Consider the following 15,307-nt stretch of genomic DNA (forward strand, 5'->3'; position numbering starts at 1 on the left):
CCGGGTGCGTTTACGGGCCGCTTGCGGCTGGCGCGCGAATTCCTTGACGACATTGACCCGACAGCGAATTCGCGCGCCAGTAGCTCTGGCGCTGCTGACGCGTGCCGAAATTGTTTTCCGCGCAATTTTCTGACCCCGTTTGCGGGCTATCCGTCAGGACCGTCGATGCAAAAGCTCTTCAACGATTCGCACAGCGATCCGGTAGACGCCCGGTAGTCCCAGGCTCGACCCCGTACTCCCTGTGGTGGGGAAGCCCCGGCCGCGCGCCCCTGGTGAAGCCAGGGTGTGCGCGGCCGGGGTGGTTCGTCAGCCGATCACGGGGTCGCGTCGGTGGCGCGCAGTCGCAGCATGGTCCAGGACGCGGGCGGAAGAGTCAGCTGGACGCTGGCGTCGGCGCCGTGTGCCGTGCCGTTGGGGCGCGGCGCGGCGTGGTCCGGGCCGTCGGCCGTGTTCTTGGCGTGCAGGTCCGTGCCGCCGACGGTGACGCACTCGATGATGTCGGTCACCTGGGCGCCGGCCACGTCGATGGTCACCTCGGCCGGGGTGTCGAGGACCCGGTTGACGAGGAAGACGGTCATCTCCCCGGTGCTGTCGTCCCAGGTGGAGACCGCATCGACCGCGTCCACCTCACCGTAGCGGTCGGTGCTGGTCGTGCTGCCGTCGCGCAGCACGTCCAGCACGGTGCCCTGGGCGTGCCGGGCGGTGCGGGCGAAGGGGTGGAAGATGGTCTGGCGCCAGGCCGGGCCGCCCGTCTCGGTCATGATCGGTGCGATGACGTTGACCAGTTGGGCCTGACAGGCCGCGCTCACCCGGTCGCTGTGCCGGAGCAGGCTGATGAGCAGGCCGCCGACGACGACCGCGTCGGCCACGCTGTAGTGATCCTCCAGCAGCGGCGGTGCGACCGGCCAGTCCTCGCCGCTCGGCGGCGTGGACGGGGCGGCGGACTGGTACCAGACGTTCCACTCGTCGAACGCGATCATGATCTTCTTGGTCGACCGACGGATCGCACCGACCGAGTCGGCGATGGCGGTGACGGCATCGATGTAGCGGTCCATGTCCTCGGCCGAGGCGAGGAAGCTGGCCAGGTCGTCGTCGACCGGCTGGTAGTAGGCGTGCAGCGAGATCAGGTCGACGTCGTCGTACGCCTCGGTCAACACGTCGCGCTCCCAGCTGCCGAAGGTCGGCATGCCGAGGTGCGAGGAGCCGCAGGCGACGAGTTCGAGATCGGGATCGAAGCGGCGCATGGCCTTCGCGGTCTGCGCCGCGAGACGCCCGTACTCGGTCGCGCTGCGCTGGCCCACCTGCCACGGGCCGTCCATCTCGTTGCCCAGGCACCACAGCTTGATCCCGTACGGGTCGACAGCGCCGTTGTCGCGGCGCTGGTCGGCGAGGTGGCTCCCACCGCGGTGATTGGCGTACTCCAGCAGGTCGACGGCCTCGGCGGTGCCACGGGTGCCGAGGTTGACCGCCATGATCGGATCCACGCCGGCCTTGCCGACCCAGCGCATGAACTCGTCGAGCCCGAACTCGTTGGTCTCCAGGCTGTGCCAGGCGAGGTCGAGCCTCGCCGGTCGTTTCTCGACCGGGCCGACGCCGTCCTCCCAGCGGTAGGAGGAGACGAAGTTGCCGCCCGGGTAGCGCACCGTGGTGACGCCCAGCTCGCGCACCAGCTCCAGGACGTCGCCCCGGAAGCCGTCGGCGTCGGCCGTCGGGTGCCCCGGCTCGTAGATTCCGGTGTAGACGCAGCGACCCAGGTGCTCCACGAACGAGCCGAAGAGCCGACGCGGCACCGGCGCGACGCGTCGGCGGGGGTCCAGGGTCAAGCGGGCCGTGTTCACGACGTTCTCCGGCGCGCTGTCGGGGTGGGTGTTCAGGGCTGGCTCCCTTCGTGCGGGGTCCGACGCGGAGATCTCTACCAGAGCGCCGGGACCGAGGGGTGGTGGAGGCGGTGTGAGCTCTGGACAACGTGATCGCCTTCGATTACGTTGTCGATCTATGTAAACGTTACCGATTACGTTTACGGATGGGAACACGGCGCTGGCTCTGGGGGACCGCTCGGGGTTGACGCCCGGGGTCGCCGGCCGGCCCGTTGGTAGCGACTTCCTGCACGAGACCCGGACCGACCGACGTCGAAGGTCTTTACCGGGACCACTGAGGTTCGGCAGCTGTGATCGTTCACCCGGGTTGGGGAATGGTTCTTGACGGAGCGTGCCGCTTTGTTGTCAAAGGGTAAAGCCAACGCAGGAAACGGGGCTCCACTTCGACCGTCGGTAGAGGCCGCTGTTGGCGTTCTCCGCCGTGGCAACTGGCGGTTGATCGCGCCCTTGCCAACATCCGGTTAGGACCTTCTTCTCGGCCGTCGGGTAAGGGTGAACAGGTCTTGTGTTCGTAATCGTTCTCGGTTACGTTGGCAACATCCTGGAAACGTAACCGATAACGATTGCAGTCCAGAGAGAGCGGCATGATTGAAGCCAATGCGCCGGTAACAATGAGTGATGTCGCCCGAGCTGCCGGCGTTTCCACCGCCACCGTCTCGCGTGTCGTCAACGGCCATTACGGCGTCAGTGCCCGCACCGTCGCTCAGGTGCGCTCCGCCATCGAGCAGCTCGGCTACGAGTCGAGTCTGGTGGCCACCAGCCTTCGGCGCAGCCGCACCAATGTGCTGGGTCTGGTGGCGCACAGCTTCCAGTCGTACACCGCCGAGGTGCTCAAGGGCGTCATGAAAGCGCTGAGCCGCTCGGGCTTCGATCTGATCATCTACGCCAACAGCGACCTCTACGGGTCGTATTCGGAGGGCTGGGAGCAGCGGCACCTGACCCGGCTCTCGGGCACCCTCACCGACGGGTGCATCGTCGTCACGCCGTGGGGTGACATCCGAAGCCGGACGCCTGTCGTGGCCATCGACCCGGTGCGGGGCTCGACGGCGCCGTCGGTGATGGCGGACAACCTCGCGGGCGCCACCACCGCGGTCGAGCACCTGCTCGGCCTGGGCCATCGGCGGATCGGGTTCATCGCCGGCCGCGACAGCCTGGCCTCGGCCTGGTCGCGGGAGGAAGGTTACCGGGCCGCGCTGGCCAACGCCGGCGTCCCGGTCGACCCGACGCTGATCGGCCGAGGGGATTTCAACCCCGAGTCGGCAACGCCCCTGGCCCGTGTCCTGCTGCAACGACCGGACCCGCCATCGGCGATCTTCGCGGCCAGCGACGGAATGGCCCTCAAGGTGCTGGAGGTCGCCAGGGAGCTGGGGTTCTCCGTGCCGGGGGAGCTGTCCGTCGTCGGGTTCGACAACATCCCCGAGTCGGCGTCGACCGAGCCGGGTCTGACCACAGTGGACCAGTCGATGTATCAGCTCGGGTACGAAGCCGCGCGGATGCTGAAGTCACTGGTGACCGGCGAGTGGGACGAGCCGAGCCAGATCGTGCTCCCGACCAGCCTCGTCGTGCGCGGCTCGACCGCACCACCGACGAACGCGACACGACCATGACATCCGCCAACCGGTGCACGAGCCTGATCGCTCCCGACGGAGCGATCAGGTCAGGTGTGCCCGTGGCCGCAGCCTGAAGGAGGTGCACGCAGCACACACGGCCAGATCCACCGTTGAGTTGCGCCGGTCATCGGGTCGCATCCGCTGCCGGCACATGAAAGGAGTGGAGTGTGGTTACCGAACAGTATCACGGGCGCTTACGCCGTCTGGGCGTACGCCGGCGGCTTTCGGCGGCGTACACCGCCGGCGTCATCGCCACCGCGGCGGTCCTCCTCGCGCCGCAACCAGCAGCGGCGGACACGCCGTGGCTGGACGTCTCCCCGGACCGTTACGCCTCGTTCGCCGTTCCGGCGGCGTACGTGCAGGAGAAGCTGGGCACCGTCGCGCAGGTCGTCGTCGAGGGAAACTTCGGTCCGTCCGCCAGCTGGGCGGAATTTGGGCTGACCCGCCGGGGTGACGTGTGGTCGGGTGTGCTCGGCGCGCTGGAGCCCGGGCTGTACAACTACCAGCTCACCGCCGACGACACCAAGACCATCAAGGACCCGACGAACGGCACGAGTGTCGCGTCCAACCCGCTCCTGAGCACCTTCCTCGTCGCGGGTGACTCGGCGCGGTGGCTGGTCGGCGCGCCGTCGGGCACCGGTGGAAAGATCGAGACCCTGACCTATCGCACCAGGAACGCGCAGCGCTCCGCCCTGGTCTGGACACCACCGGGCTACGCGGCCAAGGGCCCGAAGGGTTACCCGGCGCTCTTCCTCCAGTCGGGTGACGGGGTGGCCGCCACCGACTGGCTCGATCTCGGCCGCTCCAAGCAGATCCTCGACAACCTCTCGGCCGCGGGCACCATCCGGCCGATGGTGGTGGTGATCAACGATGTCGACGGCTCCGACGACAAGGGGTTGAAGGACCTCCGGAAGGCGGTCGCCGACACCTACCGGGTCCTTCGCGACCCGGAGCACCAGGCCATCGCGGGCGTGGCGGACGGCGCAACGGACGCGGTACGGGCCGCGCTCACCAAGCCGGGCCAGTTCGGTTACGTCGGTTGGTTCTCGGGCACGTCGGCTCCGGCGATCGACCGGAAGGACGCCAGGGCGATCAACCGCAGCGTGAAGCTGCTGCGCCTGTACACCGGTAACGTCACCGATCCCGCGTACAACACCACCCACCGACTGACGAAGGCGTTGGACCGAGCCGACGTGCGGTTCGAGTTCGACGGGGTCAACCCGGACGGCGGCGCGACCTGGACCACCTGGCAGGAGAACCTCGTCGACTTCCTGCCGCGACTGTTCGGTCACGTACGCGACCACGGGCCGAGCCCCGGTCACCAGCCGCTGAAGGGGGAGTTCACCCCGCCGCCGGCCGGCACCACCCCGACGCCCTTCGTCAGCGAGGACGGATTCGTCACCTTCGAGACGACCACGGACTTCACTGACGCTCAGCACGTCACGGTGTGGGCGAACTGGGCGCCGGGCGGCAGCTGGTTGCGGGTGCCGATGACCCGCGACGGTGACCGGTGGCGGGTGACAGTGGGCCCGCTGAAGCCCTGGTTCTACTACTACCGGCTGATCGTGGACCGGGTCGCGGTCAAGGACACCTCGAACCCGACGACGGTCACCTCCGAACCGATGTGGAGCACCTTCTTCATCCCGGGTCCGGGCGCCCGACTGCTGTCGGACGTCCCCGCCGGTCGCGGCGGGAAGGTCGAGAGCATGACCTACACCAGCACGGTGGCCGGTCAGGAACGCACCGCGCTGGTGTGGACCCCACCGGGGTACGACCCGGGCCGGGCACAGCCGTACCCCGTCCTCTATCTCCAGCACGGCAGCGGCCAGAGCTACACCGACTGGGTCGAGATGGGCCGCGCCAAGCAGATCCTCGACCATCAGTACCTCGACGGTGCCCTCACCCCGATGGTCGTGGTGATGGGCAACGGCAACTCGTCGAACTTCAACAGGGAGCTGCGGGAGAACATCGTCCCGACGGCCCGTGCCCGCTTCCACATCTCCAGCGACCCGTCCCAGCAGGCCCTCGCCGGCCTGTCGATGGGCGGCGGGCAGGCGTTCGGGGTGCTGCGGGCCTACCCGGGCGAGTTCGCCTACGTCGCCGCGTTCTCGGCCGGGTTCGGCAGCGGCACCGGCGTCGACGTGGCCGCGATCAACAACGGCACGAAGATGCTGCGCCTGTACGTCGGTGACCAGACCGACTTCGTGTACCCGAGCTTCATGGCCTCACTGACCACGTTGAACAACCTCGGCATCCGCTACGAGTTCGACGGGGTCACCCCCGGGCCGCACGGCTGGGACGTGTGGCAGAAGAACCTCATCGACCTGGCGCCCCGTCTGTTCAAGCGCTAGGAGCCCCGCCGGCGACGCCACCCGGAGCAGGGCTTCCCGCCCCCGGTGGCGCCCGCCAGCGCATGGATGCAGTGCACCGCCATCGCCGAAGGGAACCATCTCAATGAAGAGAAGACGAATACTCGCCACGGTAGCCATGCTCGCGGCGGGGACCGGCCTCGTCGCCTGCTCCTCCGACGAGGGCGGCAGCGACGCGAGCAACTGTACGAACACCATCACCAAGCAGAACGTGCCGGTCGTGACGATGTGGGGTTGGTACCCCAACACCCAACTCGTCGTCGACAACTTCAACAAGCAGCACGACGATGTGCAGATCTGCTGGACCAACGTCGGCCAGGGCAGCGACGAGTACGACAAGTTCCAGACCGCCATCTCGGCGGGCACCGGCGCGCCTGACGTGATCATGGTCGAGGCGGACCGGATCCCGACCTTCCAGATCCAGGGCGCGCTGGTCGACATCAAGCAGTACGGCTTCGACGCGGTCAAGGCCAACTACAGCGAGGGCGCCTGGAAGGACGTGTCGGTCGGCGACAAGGTCTACGGCGTCCCGGTCGACGGCGGCCCGGTGGCGATGATCTACCGGAAGGACATCTTCGACAAGTACAAGATCACGCCGCCGAAGACCTGGGCCGAGTACGAGCAGGCCGCGCAGAAGGTGAAGGACGCCGGCGGCCCGCTCTTCGGGGACTTCGGCGCGAACGTCTCGGCGCTCACCATGGCCCTGCAGATCCAGAAGGGTGCCACGCCCTTCACCTACGACCCGGCGCAGCCGAAGTCGATCGGTGTGAAGCTCAACGACCAGGCGTCCAAGGACGTCCTGGACTACTGGGGTGGCCTCGCCAAGAAGGGCCTGGTCGGTACGCAGGACCAGTTCACCCCGGAGTACATATCCGGCGTGATCAACGGTAACTACGCGACGTACATCTCGGCGGCGTGGGCGCCCGGCTATCTCACCGGCGCGGGCGTCGGGAAGGGGCAGGACACCGGCAAGTTCGCGGTGGCGCCGCTGCCACAGTGGGATCCGGCCAACCCGGTGCAGGTGAACTGGGGTGGGTCGGCCTTCTCGGTGACCAAGCAGGCGAAGAAGCCGGAGCTGGCCGCCAAGGTCGCCTACGGGCTCTACGCCGACAAGGAGTCGCTCACCGACGGCTGGACCAACCAGATCATCTTCCCGCTGAACCTCACGGCGCTCAAGGACCCCGCGTTCGCCGACCTGAAGGTGGCGTTCTTCAACGGTCAGCAGGCGAACAAGGAGGTCTACCTTCCCGCCGCCGACGCCTACAAGGGCGTCGCGTACGCCCCCTTTGGTCAGTACTACCTCGACGCCATGACGAAACAGGTCAGCGAGATCATCAAGGGCTCCGTCACCGGTTCGCAGGCTGCCGACCGGCTCCAGGACGACGTGGCGAAGTACGCCAAGGAACAAGGTTTCACCGTTCAGTGACCGGACGGGTGGGCCGCGACGGCGGCCCACCCTCCACCCTCAGCGTCCACGTCCCGGAGACCAAGATGACACTCCTGACCGAGAAGCGCGCACCGCGTCCTCAGCCTGAAACGCGCAAGATCCGTGGCAAGGTGCACCTCCGCGAACACCTGATGGGGTGGCTCTTCGTCGGGCCGTTCGGGGTGGTGTTCCTGGCGTTCCTCATCGCGCCGCTGGGGTACGCGCTGTACCTCAGTCTCTTTCAGAAGAAGCTGATCGGCGGCACCAGCTTCGTTCTCTTCGACAACTACGTGAAGGCGTTCACCGACCCGAGCTTCCTGTCCGGGGCGTGGTTCGTCATCCGCTTCTCGCTCGTCTCGATCCCGGTGCAGATCATCATCGCGCTCGCGATGGCCCTCATCCTGGACTCGGTGACCACCCTGTTCGCCCGCTTCTCCCGCCTCATGATCTTTCTTCCGTACGCGATCCCCACCGTCATCGGGGCGGTGATGTGGGGGTTCCTCTACAGCAGGGGCTTCGGCCCGCTCACCGACATCTTCGGGCTGTTCGGCGCCACCGCACCCGACTTCCTGAGCAGCGACCTGATCTTCTACGGGCTGCTCAACGTGGTCACCTGGCAGTGGGCCGGCTACTACATGATCATCCTGTACGCGGCGTTGCAGGGCGTGGACCCGACGCTCTACGAGGCGGCCCGGATGGACGGCGCCGGGCGGTGGCAGATCGCGACACGGATCAAGATCCCACTGATCGCGCCGGCCCTGATCCTGATCCTGGTCTTCTCGCTCATCGGCACCCTGCAGTTCTTCAACGAACCGCAGATCCTGCGCTACCTCGCCGCGGGCACGATCGGCTCGGACTTCACCCCCAACATGTACGCGTACCAGCAGGCGTTCTCGCTCGCCAACTTCAACTACGGGTCCGCCATCTCCTTCGCCCTCGGCGGGATCGTGTTCATCTGCGTCTACGCCTTCCTGTTCTTCACCCGCAAGCGGAGGAGCTTCCTGTAGATGACCGACCACACAAGCGTTCGCGCCGGCGCCCGTCGACCGCAGCGCTACCTCCCTGTGCAGATCCTCCTCGGCTTCCTGGTGATCTACTTCCTCGTACCGTTCTGGTGGGTCATCGTCAACAGCTCCAAGGACGCGCCGGGTCTGTTCGGCGGCGGTAACACCCTCTGGTTCACCGACCAGATCGACTACCTCGGCAACCTCCGGCAGCTCTTCACCTACGACGGTGGCATCTACCTCCGGTGGATCCTCAACTCCACGCTGTACGCCATCGCCGGCGGAATCGGCGCCACCGTCCTGGCGGTCATGGCCGGCTACGGGTTCGCCAAGTACCGGTTCGCCGCCCGACGCTTCAGCTTCGCCGTGGTGCTCGGCGCGCTGATGGTGCCCGCCACCGCGCTGGTCATCCCGACCTTCATCATGTTCTCCCGGCTGGGCCTCACCAACACGGTCTGGGCGGTGATCCTCCCCTCGTTGCTCAACCCGTTCGGCGTCTACCTGATGCACGTGTACGCGCGCGACGCGGTGCCCGACGAGCTTCTGGACGCGGCGCGGGTCGACGGCGCGGGGGAGGTGCGGACGTTCATTCAGATCGCTCTTCCGCTGATGCGTCCCGCGGTGGTCACCGTGCTGCTGCTGTCGGCCGTGGCGTCCTGGAACAACTACTTCCTGCCGCTGGCCATGCTCTCCGACAACCGGCTCTTCCCCGTCACCGTCGGCCTCGGCCTCTGGCAGGGAATCGCGTCGGCGAACAACGCGGGAACCACCTCGCTGTGGAGCCTCATCATCCTGGGCTCCCTGGTGTCGGTGATCCCGCTGATCATCGCGTTCTTCAGCCTGCAACGACACTGGCGCGGCGGCCTGTCCGTCGGAGGTCTCCGGTAGGCCGCGGACCTATCCACCACACGCATTGATCGCCGCACCGGACGCGGCCGGACGGATGACAGAGAGGTGTGCTGATGTCGACGACGAATCGACCGCTGCGCAGCGGGCAGTGGTTCGGTGCGGAAGGCCGCAACGGGTTCATCCATCGGTCCTGGATGCGCAATCAGGGGTTCGCGGACGACGTCTTCGACGGTCGCCCGGTGATCGGCATTGCCACCACCTGGTCGGAGCTGACCCCCTGCAACGCCCACCTGCGCGACCTGGCCGAGTCGGTGAAGCGGGGGGTGTGGGAGAGCGGTGGGCTGCCGCTGGAGTTTCCGGCGATGAGCCTGGGCGAACCACTGATGCGACCCACCACCATGCTCTACCGCAACCTGCTGGCGATGGAGTTGGAGGAGTCGGTCCGCGCCAACCCGCTCGACGGGGTGGTCCTGCTCTCCGGCTGTGACAAGACGACACCCGGCCTGCTGATGGGAGCGGCGAGCGTCGACCTGCCGACCCTGATGATGACCGGCGGCCCGATGCTCAACGGCAAGTTCCGCGGCCAGGACATCGGCTCGGGAACGGTGGTCTGGCGTTTCACCGAGGAGATGCGGGCCGGGCGGATGACCGCTGCCGACTGCGCGGAAGCCGAGGTCGGGATGTCGCGCAGCCGGGGTCACTGCATGACCATGGGTACGGCCTCCACGATGGCCTGTGTCACCGAGGCGCTGGGCGTGCAACTGCCGGGGGCGGCCGCCGTGCCGGCGGTCGACTCCCGGCGGTACGCGCTCGCGCACGCCGCCGGACGTCGGATCGTCGCCATGGTGGCAGAGGACCAACGGTTGTCCTCGGTGCTCACCAGGCAGGCGTTCGAGAACGCCGTGCGGGTCAACGCCGCGATCGGCGGCTCCACCAACGCCGTCGTCCACCTGCTCGCGATCGCCGGACGCCTGGGCGTTCCCCTGTCGCTGGAGGACTTCGACACCCTCACCGCCGACGTGCCCATGCTCGTCAACCTGATGCCGTCCGGGACGTACCTGATGGAGGACTTCGCCTACGCGGGCGGCCTGCCGGTGGTGATGAAGGAACTCGCCCCGCTGCTGCACATGGACCATGTCACGGTCAGCGGCCGGAGCGTGGCGGAGAACGTCGAGAGCGCCCAGTGCTGGAACCGGGACGTCATCGGCACCCTGGCGGAGCCGTTCCAGCCCACCGGCTCGGGCACCGTGGTGCTGCGCGGGTCGCTCGCGCCGTCCGGGGCGGTGTTGAAGGTCTCCGCCGCCTCCGCGCACCTGCTCACGCACACCGGCCCGGCGCTCGTCTTCGACCGGATCGAGGACTACGTGGTCGCCGCCGACGACCCGGACCTCGACGTCACCCCCGACACGGTGATCGTCGTGCGCAACGCCGGACCACGGGGCTACCCCGGCTTCCCGGAGGTGGGCAACGTGCCGATGCCACGACGGTTGCTCGCCGACGGCATCACGGACATGGTGCGGATCTCCGACGCGCGGATGAGCGGCACCGGCTACGGCACCTGCATCCTGCACGTGGCACCGGAGGCGTCCGTGGGCGGCCCGCTCGCGCTGGTACGCACCGGTGACCTGGTCGCCGTCGACGTGCCGACGCGCCGCCTGGACCTCCTGGTCGACGAGGCGGAGCTGGCCCAACGCCGCTCTTCCTGGCAACCGCCCAAGCCGGTGGCCGACCGGGGTTGGGTGCGGCTGTACAGCGAGCATGTACTCCAGGCCGACAGCGGCGCCGACCTCGACTTTCTGGTCGGCGGCAGCGGCAGCGCGGTGCCCCGTCACTCACACTGACGGCCGGCAACCGACGAGGCCCACGAGGAACTGATCCCATGGAAGAACGGACGGCCCGCCAGTGCGAGTTCACGCAAAGGCCGCTGTGACAGCGGCCGACCGGCCACCGGTCATGGCTGACGTCGCCCGCCTGGCGGGCGTGTCACACCAGACGGTGTCCCGGGTCATCAACGGGGCGCCCAGCATCAGGCGCGAGACGCGGGAGCGCGTCCTCGAGGCCATCCGACGGCTCGACTACCGCCCCAACACGGCCGCCCGTGCGCTGGTACGCGGACGGTCCGGGATGATCGGCATCATCGGCACGGCCCGGACACTGTTCGGGCCGACGAGCATCCATCGCAGCGTCGAGGACGCCGCCCGCGCGGCCGGCTACTTCGCCACCTCGGTGAGCCTCTCCGAGGTGACGGTACGGGCGCTCAGCGACGCCACCGAACACCTCATGCGCGTCGGCGTGGAGGGCGTCGTGATGATCGCCGGCAACGACGAGGCTCTCGAGGTGGTGCGGATGACGCGCTCGGGCGTCCCCTTCGTTGTCGTGGAGGGTGACCTGTCCCGGGCCAGCGTGACCGTCGGCGTCGACCAGGTGCTCGGCGCCCGGATGGCCACCGAGCACCTCCTCGACCTCGGCCATCGAGAGATCGTGCATGTCAGCGGCCCGCTCAACTGGGCGGAGGCCCGCGCCCGGCTCGAAGGGTGGCGGCAGGCGATGAGCGCGGCGGGCCTACGCCCGCCGGAGCCGGTCGAGGGCGACTGGAGGGCGCACAGCGGCTACGTGGCCGGGCTGCGGATCGGCGCGACGCGCGGGACCACCGCGGTGTTCGCCGCCAACGACCAGATGGCCATCGGGGTGCTGCGCGCGCTGCACGAGCGTGGGCGGCGGGTGCCACAGGACGTCTCCGTCGTCGGATTCGACGACGTCCCCGAGGCGCCCTACCTCATTCCGCCGTTGACGACGATCCAGCAGGATTTCGGCGCGGTCGGTCGGCGGGCCATCACGGCCGTCACGCAGGCCATCGACGACACGGTGCCGCAGCGACTACCGCTGGTCGTCCCGCAGCTCGTGGTGCGGCAGAGCACGGCACCGCCGACCCGCGTCTGAGCAGCGACCGTTGCACCAGATGCCCGCCGACGTCGCGGGAGCCCCGGCGCGTGGCCAGGGTTTCCCGCGACGTCGAGCAGGGTGTTCAGAGGGTGAACACGACAGTGGAGATGCTGCGCGCGCCGACGTTGACGGTGGCCTGACCGCCGTTCACGCTGGTCGGTTGGCTGGCCGCGTTGGCGTTCTGCGAGGTCAGGTAGTGCTCGGCCCGGCTGACGTTCTGCGGGGCCTGGATGACGGCGTTGTTGACCGCGCTGTTCGAGCGGTTGAGGATCACCAGGGTGATCTTCCCGTCGCCCTGGTAGGCGGTCACCTCCAGCGGTGACGCCTTGGAGCTCTTGGTCAGGGCGATCCGCTGGTAGCCGGGCCGCACGTACTTGGCGTACTGCGAGAACGCGTACCCGCGCTTGAGTGGAGCGCCCGCGACGGTGCCGTACGCCGACTCGCCGTCACCGATGAAGGAGTAGTAGCGCTTGCCGTACCACCAGATGTAGGCGTTCCAGTTGGCCTCCATCGACTTGTGCACGGTGCGCATGATGTCGTCGAGGGTCTCGTTCCACACCGCCAGGTTGGCGGGGTTGCCCCAGATGCTGGAGCCGCCACCGTCGGCGGCGTGCAGGTTCCACTCGGTCATCCACACCGGCTTGTTGTACTGCTCGGCCAGGGAGTACGGCCGCAGCCGGCCCGACTCCTCCGTGCCGTAGAGGTGCCCGCCGATGTAGCCGATGTTGGTTCGGGCGGTCGCGTCGTTGAGGGTCGGGTCGGTGAAGGTGTAGTTCATGTTCACCGCCTCGGCGACCATCAGCTTGGTGTTCTGCACCTTGTTGCCCTGGTCGCGGACGAAGGTGCGCAGCTCGGTGCCGCTCCAGTCCATCGAGTCGTAGTCCGGGTGCCAGTCGGGCTCGTTCTGCACCGAGGTCACGTCGATGGGCACGCCCTGGCCCCGCATGTACTGCACGTAGCTGTTCAGATGGTTGGCGTAGTCGTCGTAGTAGTCGGTCTTCAGCTTGCCGCCGTTGACCCGACTGTTGTTGGTCTTCCACGCCGCCGGCGCGGTCCACGGCGAGGCGAGGATCTTCACGTTGGACCCGTACGACTTCGCGGTCTTCAACGAGTTCACGTGCGTCGCCCACTCGCTGGACACCGGCGACAGGCCGGTGCGCACGATGGACAGCCCCAACTGGTTGGCGCCCATCCCGACCAGCGTCTGGGTGTCCGCTGTCGACCAGGCGCTACCCCAGATGGACTGCGCGGCTCCGAAGCCGTCGACGGTCTGGTACCTGGTCGCGCTGTTCACCGTGATGTCGGCGGGCCCGTTCGGGGGCGGGGTGGTGGGCGGCGGTGTCGTCGGCGGTGGGGTGGTGGGCGGCGGGGTCGGCTCCGTGCCACCGGTGCAGCCCACCCCGTTCAACGCGAAGATGGTCGGATCGGGGTTGCTGCCGGTCCACGACCCGTTGAAACCGAACGAGACCGTCCCGTTCGTCGGGACGGCCCCGTTGTAGCTGACGTTCTTGGCGGTGACCGCGGCGCCGCTCTGGGTCAGCGTCGTGTTCCACGCCTGCGTGACGGTCTGTCCGGCGTTGTAGTTCCAGGTCAGCGTCCAACTCGTCACCGCGTCACCGAGGTTGGTGATGGTGACGTTGGCGCCGAAGCCGCCCTGCCACTGGGACGACACGCTGTAGTTCACCGAACAGCCGGCGGCCGCGGCCCCCGCTGGCACCGCCATAGCGACGGCTGTCGAGGCCAGCAGCACGGCGCCGGCCGACACCAGGGCAGCGTTCGTCGCCCTTCTTCTTCTCATGGAACTCCTCCTGAAAGTGGTGGTGATGTCCACGCCTCGGGAGGGCTCATCTGCGGCGAGATGCGGCTGTGGTTGGACGGCGAATTGGGAGCGCTCCCAAGTGCTCGGTCCCAGAAAGTTAAATCATCCAACGATTCCTGTCAATGTAACCAACCCGCAGCCAGTGCTGCCGTCACCGGCCGCAGGCACCGCACCGCCTGCGGGTGCGCAGGTGATGGTCGGTCGACGCGACGACCAGGCCCAGCCCCATCACGAGGTACGCCGAGATCGCCACCCACAGGAACGCGTCGGAAAACTCGCTGACCGATCCCGATATCACCTGCACCATCCCCATGCCGAAATAGGCCACGATGCCCGCGCCGAGCCCGAAGCCGGGCACCAGCAGCAGCAGCCGGGGAATCGTGCGGCCGGCGAGCAGCGGCACCCACCCCGGCCACACCTCACCCCAGTGGTGCACCAGCGCCAGCGGCAACAGCACTCCGGCCAGCACCAGGCCGATCTCCAACCCGAGCAGCGAGCCGCTCTGGTCGACGCGGTCGAACCCCACCACGAACTGGGCCACGAAGCGGGTCACCAGGCCGGCCACCGCGGCGTACGCCGCCCAGCGCGCCCACCGCGCGGGCGTTGCGCGTCGCGCACCCGGTCGGCCGGTACGACAGCAGTTCGGACAGTCGCCCCGGGTGCGCCGCTGGTAACGAGCGGTGGCCAGGCCGAGCAGGACCGCTCCGGCGACACAACCGAGCCGACTGGCGAACGCCACCGGGTCGAAGTGCGGGCCGACGGTGAACAGCAGGAAGCCCACCAATTCCGGCAGCAGGATCGCGGCCGCCGCGACGAGCGCCCCGGCGACCGTCCAGGCGGCTCCCGCCAGCGCCGGCCGCCAGGTCGTCACCCGGTCCAGGGCAATCGCCAGTACGCCGGCCGCCGCACACAACCCCACCGACCGCCAGCCGGTGAAGCCGAGCAGATCGATCCCGAGCCGCCCGAACTCCGGGGCCCCGCCGACCGTCCACGCCAGACGAATGCCCCCATACGCCACGGCCCAGCCGAGCACCGCGTACGTCAGGCCGCGGACGCTGCGACCTGCGGTCGGTGTCGATGTCGATGTCGCCATGCACCCGATCCTTCCGGTGTCCCGCGGCGGGCGAACCCCGCTGGGAGGGGACGTCACTCCCACCCGAGAGGGACCGCGCTTGCCAAATGCCGGCCCGAGCCCACCCTCGGCCGGCTGCGGACCATCAGGACAGGGTCTTGTACCGGAACTTCCCAATTCCGCCGGCGAGTCGAACCGACGACGAGGCGGTCGCCGGCCACTGAACGTGGTCGGGGCGGCGGTCGAGCTGGCGTACGACCCGGACGCCCCGGCGATGGTGCTGGTCACCCACCACGTCGAGGAGATCCCGCCCGGGTTCACCCACGCGCTGCTGCTGC

Annotated in this window: 10 protein-coding genes and 1 pseudogene; 8 read left to right on the forward strand and 3 right to left on the reverse strand. The window is 68.3% G+C overall.

Annotation, left to right across the window (positions count from 1 at the left end):
• Nucleotides 1–314: 314 nt before the first annotated feature.
• Nucleotides 315–1,838 carry an alpha-N-arabinofuranosidase gene (locus ABZU52_RS12185; RefSeq protein WP_354971106.1) on the reverse strand — a complete coding sequence of 508 codons (1,524 nt, stop codon included), beginning with the start codon at nucleotides 1,836–1,838 and terminating at the stop codon, nucleotides 315–317.
• A 650-nt stretch (nucleotides 1,839–2,488) separates the two neighbouring features.
• Here ABZU52_RS12185 and ABZU52_RS12190 point away from each other — a divergent pair.
• The 7 genes from ABZU52_RS12190 (at nucleotide 2,489) to ABZU52_RS12220 (ending at nucleotide 12,075) form a co-directional block, all read left to right on the forward strand.
• On the forward strand, nucleotides 2,489–3,484 hold the full coding sequence (locus tag ABZU52_RS12190; protein WP_354971117.1) for a LacI family DNA-binding transcriptional regulator: 996 nt from the start codon (nucleotides 2,489–2,491) through the stop codon (nucleotides 3,482–3,484).
• Between the two features lie 170 nt (nucleotides 3,485–3,654).
• Entirely contained in the window at nucleotides 3,655–5,838 is a 2,184-nt protein-coding gene (locus tag ABZU52_RS12195; protein ID WP_354971107.1) for an alpha/beta hydrolase-fold protein, read from the forward strand.
• A gap of 103 nt (nucleotides 5,839–5,941) precedes the next feature.
• A complete protein-coding gene (locus tag ABZU52_RS12200) occupies nucleotides 5,942–7,282 on the forward strand; it encodes an extracellular solute-binding protein (RefSeq protein WP_354971108.1) in 1,341 nt (446 codons plus the stop codon).
• Nucleotides 7,279–8,289, forward strand: a complete 1,011-nt coding sequence (locus ABZU52_RS12205; protein WP_354971109.1) for a sugar ABC transporter permease — start codon at nucleotides 7,279–7,281, stop codon at nucleotides 8,287–8,289. Before ABZU52_RS12200 ends, ABZU52_RS12205 begins: the two co-directional genes overlap by 4 nt.
• Nucleotides 8,290–9,174, forward strand: coding sequence for a carbohydrate ABC transporter permease (locus ABZU52_RS12210; RefSeq protein ID WP_354971110.1), 885 nt, complete (start codon nucleotides 8,290–8,292; stop codon nucleotides 9,172–9,174). It begins immediately after the preceding gene.
• 74 nt (nucleotides 9,175–9,248) lie between these two features.
• Complete coding sequence (locus ABZU52_RS12215) at nucleotides 9,249–10,976, forward strand: IlvD/Edd family dehydratase (protein WP_354971111.1); 1,728 nt, start codon at nucleotides 9,249–9,251, stop codon at nucleotides 10,974–10,976.
• A gap of 112 nt (nucleotides 10,977–11,088) precedes the next feature.
• Nucleotides 11,089–12,075 carry a LacI family DNA-binding transcriptional regulator gene (locus ABZU52_RS12220; protein ID WP_354971112.1) on the forward strand — a complete coding sequence of 329 codons (987 nt, stop codon included), beginning with the start codon at nucleotides 11,089–11,091 and terminating at the stop codon, nucleotides 12,073–12,075.
• A gap of 85 nt (nucleotides 12,076–12,160) precedes the next feature.
• On the opposite strand, the gene ABZU52_RS12225 is transcribed toward ABZU52_RS12220, so the two are convergent.
• Both ABZU52_RS12225 and ABZU52_RS12230 read right to left on the reverse strand, forming a co-directional pair.
• Nucleotides 12,161–13,876, reverse strand: a complete 1,716-nt coding sequence (locus ABZU52_RS12225) for a cellulose binding domain-containing protein (RefSeq protein WP_354971113.1) — start codon at nucleotides 13,874–13,876, stop codon at nucleotides 12,161–12,163.
• 172 nt (nucleotides 13,877–14,048) lie between these two features.
• On the reverse strand, nucleotides 14,049–14,990 hold the full coding sequence (locus ABZU52_RS12230) for a hypothetical protein (RefSeq protein ID WP_354971114.1): 942 nt from the start codon (nucleotides 14,988–14,990) through the stop codon (nucleotides 14,049–14,051).
• A gap of 223 nt (nucleotides 14,991–15,213) precedes the next feature.
• On the opposite strand from ABZU52_RS12230, the pseudogene ABZU52_RS12235 reads away from it, so the two are divergent.
• Nucleotides 15,214–15,307 (forward strand): annotated as a pseudogene (locus tag ABZU52_RS12235) (ABC transporter ATP-binding protein); the annotation flags it as partial.

Source organism: Micromonospora sp. NPDC005220 (assembly GCF_040607895.1).
Taxonomy (GTDB): domain Bacteria; phylum Actinomycetota; class Actinomycetes; order Mycobacteriales; family Micromonosporaceae; genus Micromonospora.

Bases quoted from the DNA above. Each gene is read 5' to 3' on its own strand.
- ABZU52_RS12230 (WP_354971114.1), bottom strand. From the start codon at position 14,990: ATGGCGACATCGACATCGACACCGACCGCAGGTCGCAGCGTCCGCGGC.
- ABZU52_RS12215 (WP_354971111.1), top strand. From the start codon at position 9,249: ATGTCGACGACGAATCGACCGCTGCGCAGCGGGCAGTGGTTCGGTGCG.
- ABZU52_RS12225 (WP_354971113.1), bottom strand. From the start codon at position 13,876: ATGAGAAGAAGAAGGGCGACGAACGCTGCCCTGGTGTCGGCCGGCGCC.
- ABZU52_RS12220 (WP_354971112.1), top strand. From the start codon at position 11,089: ATGGCTGACGTCGCCCGCCTGGCGGGCGTGTCACACCAGACGGTGTCC.
- ABZU52_RS12200 (WP_354971108.1), top strand. From the start codon at position 5,942: ATGAAGAGAAGACGAATACTCGCCACGGTAGCCATGCTCGCGGCGGGG.
- ABZU52_RS12190 (WP_354971117.1), top strand. From the start codon at position 2,489: ATGAGTGATGTCGCCCGAGCTGCCGGCGTTTCCACCGCCACCGTCTCG.
- ABZU52_RS12210 (WP_354971110.1), top strand. From the start codon at position 8,290: ATGACCGACCACACAAGCGTTCGCGCCGGCGCCCGTCGACCGCAGCGC.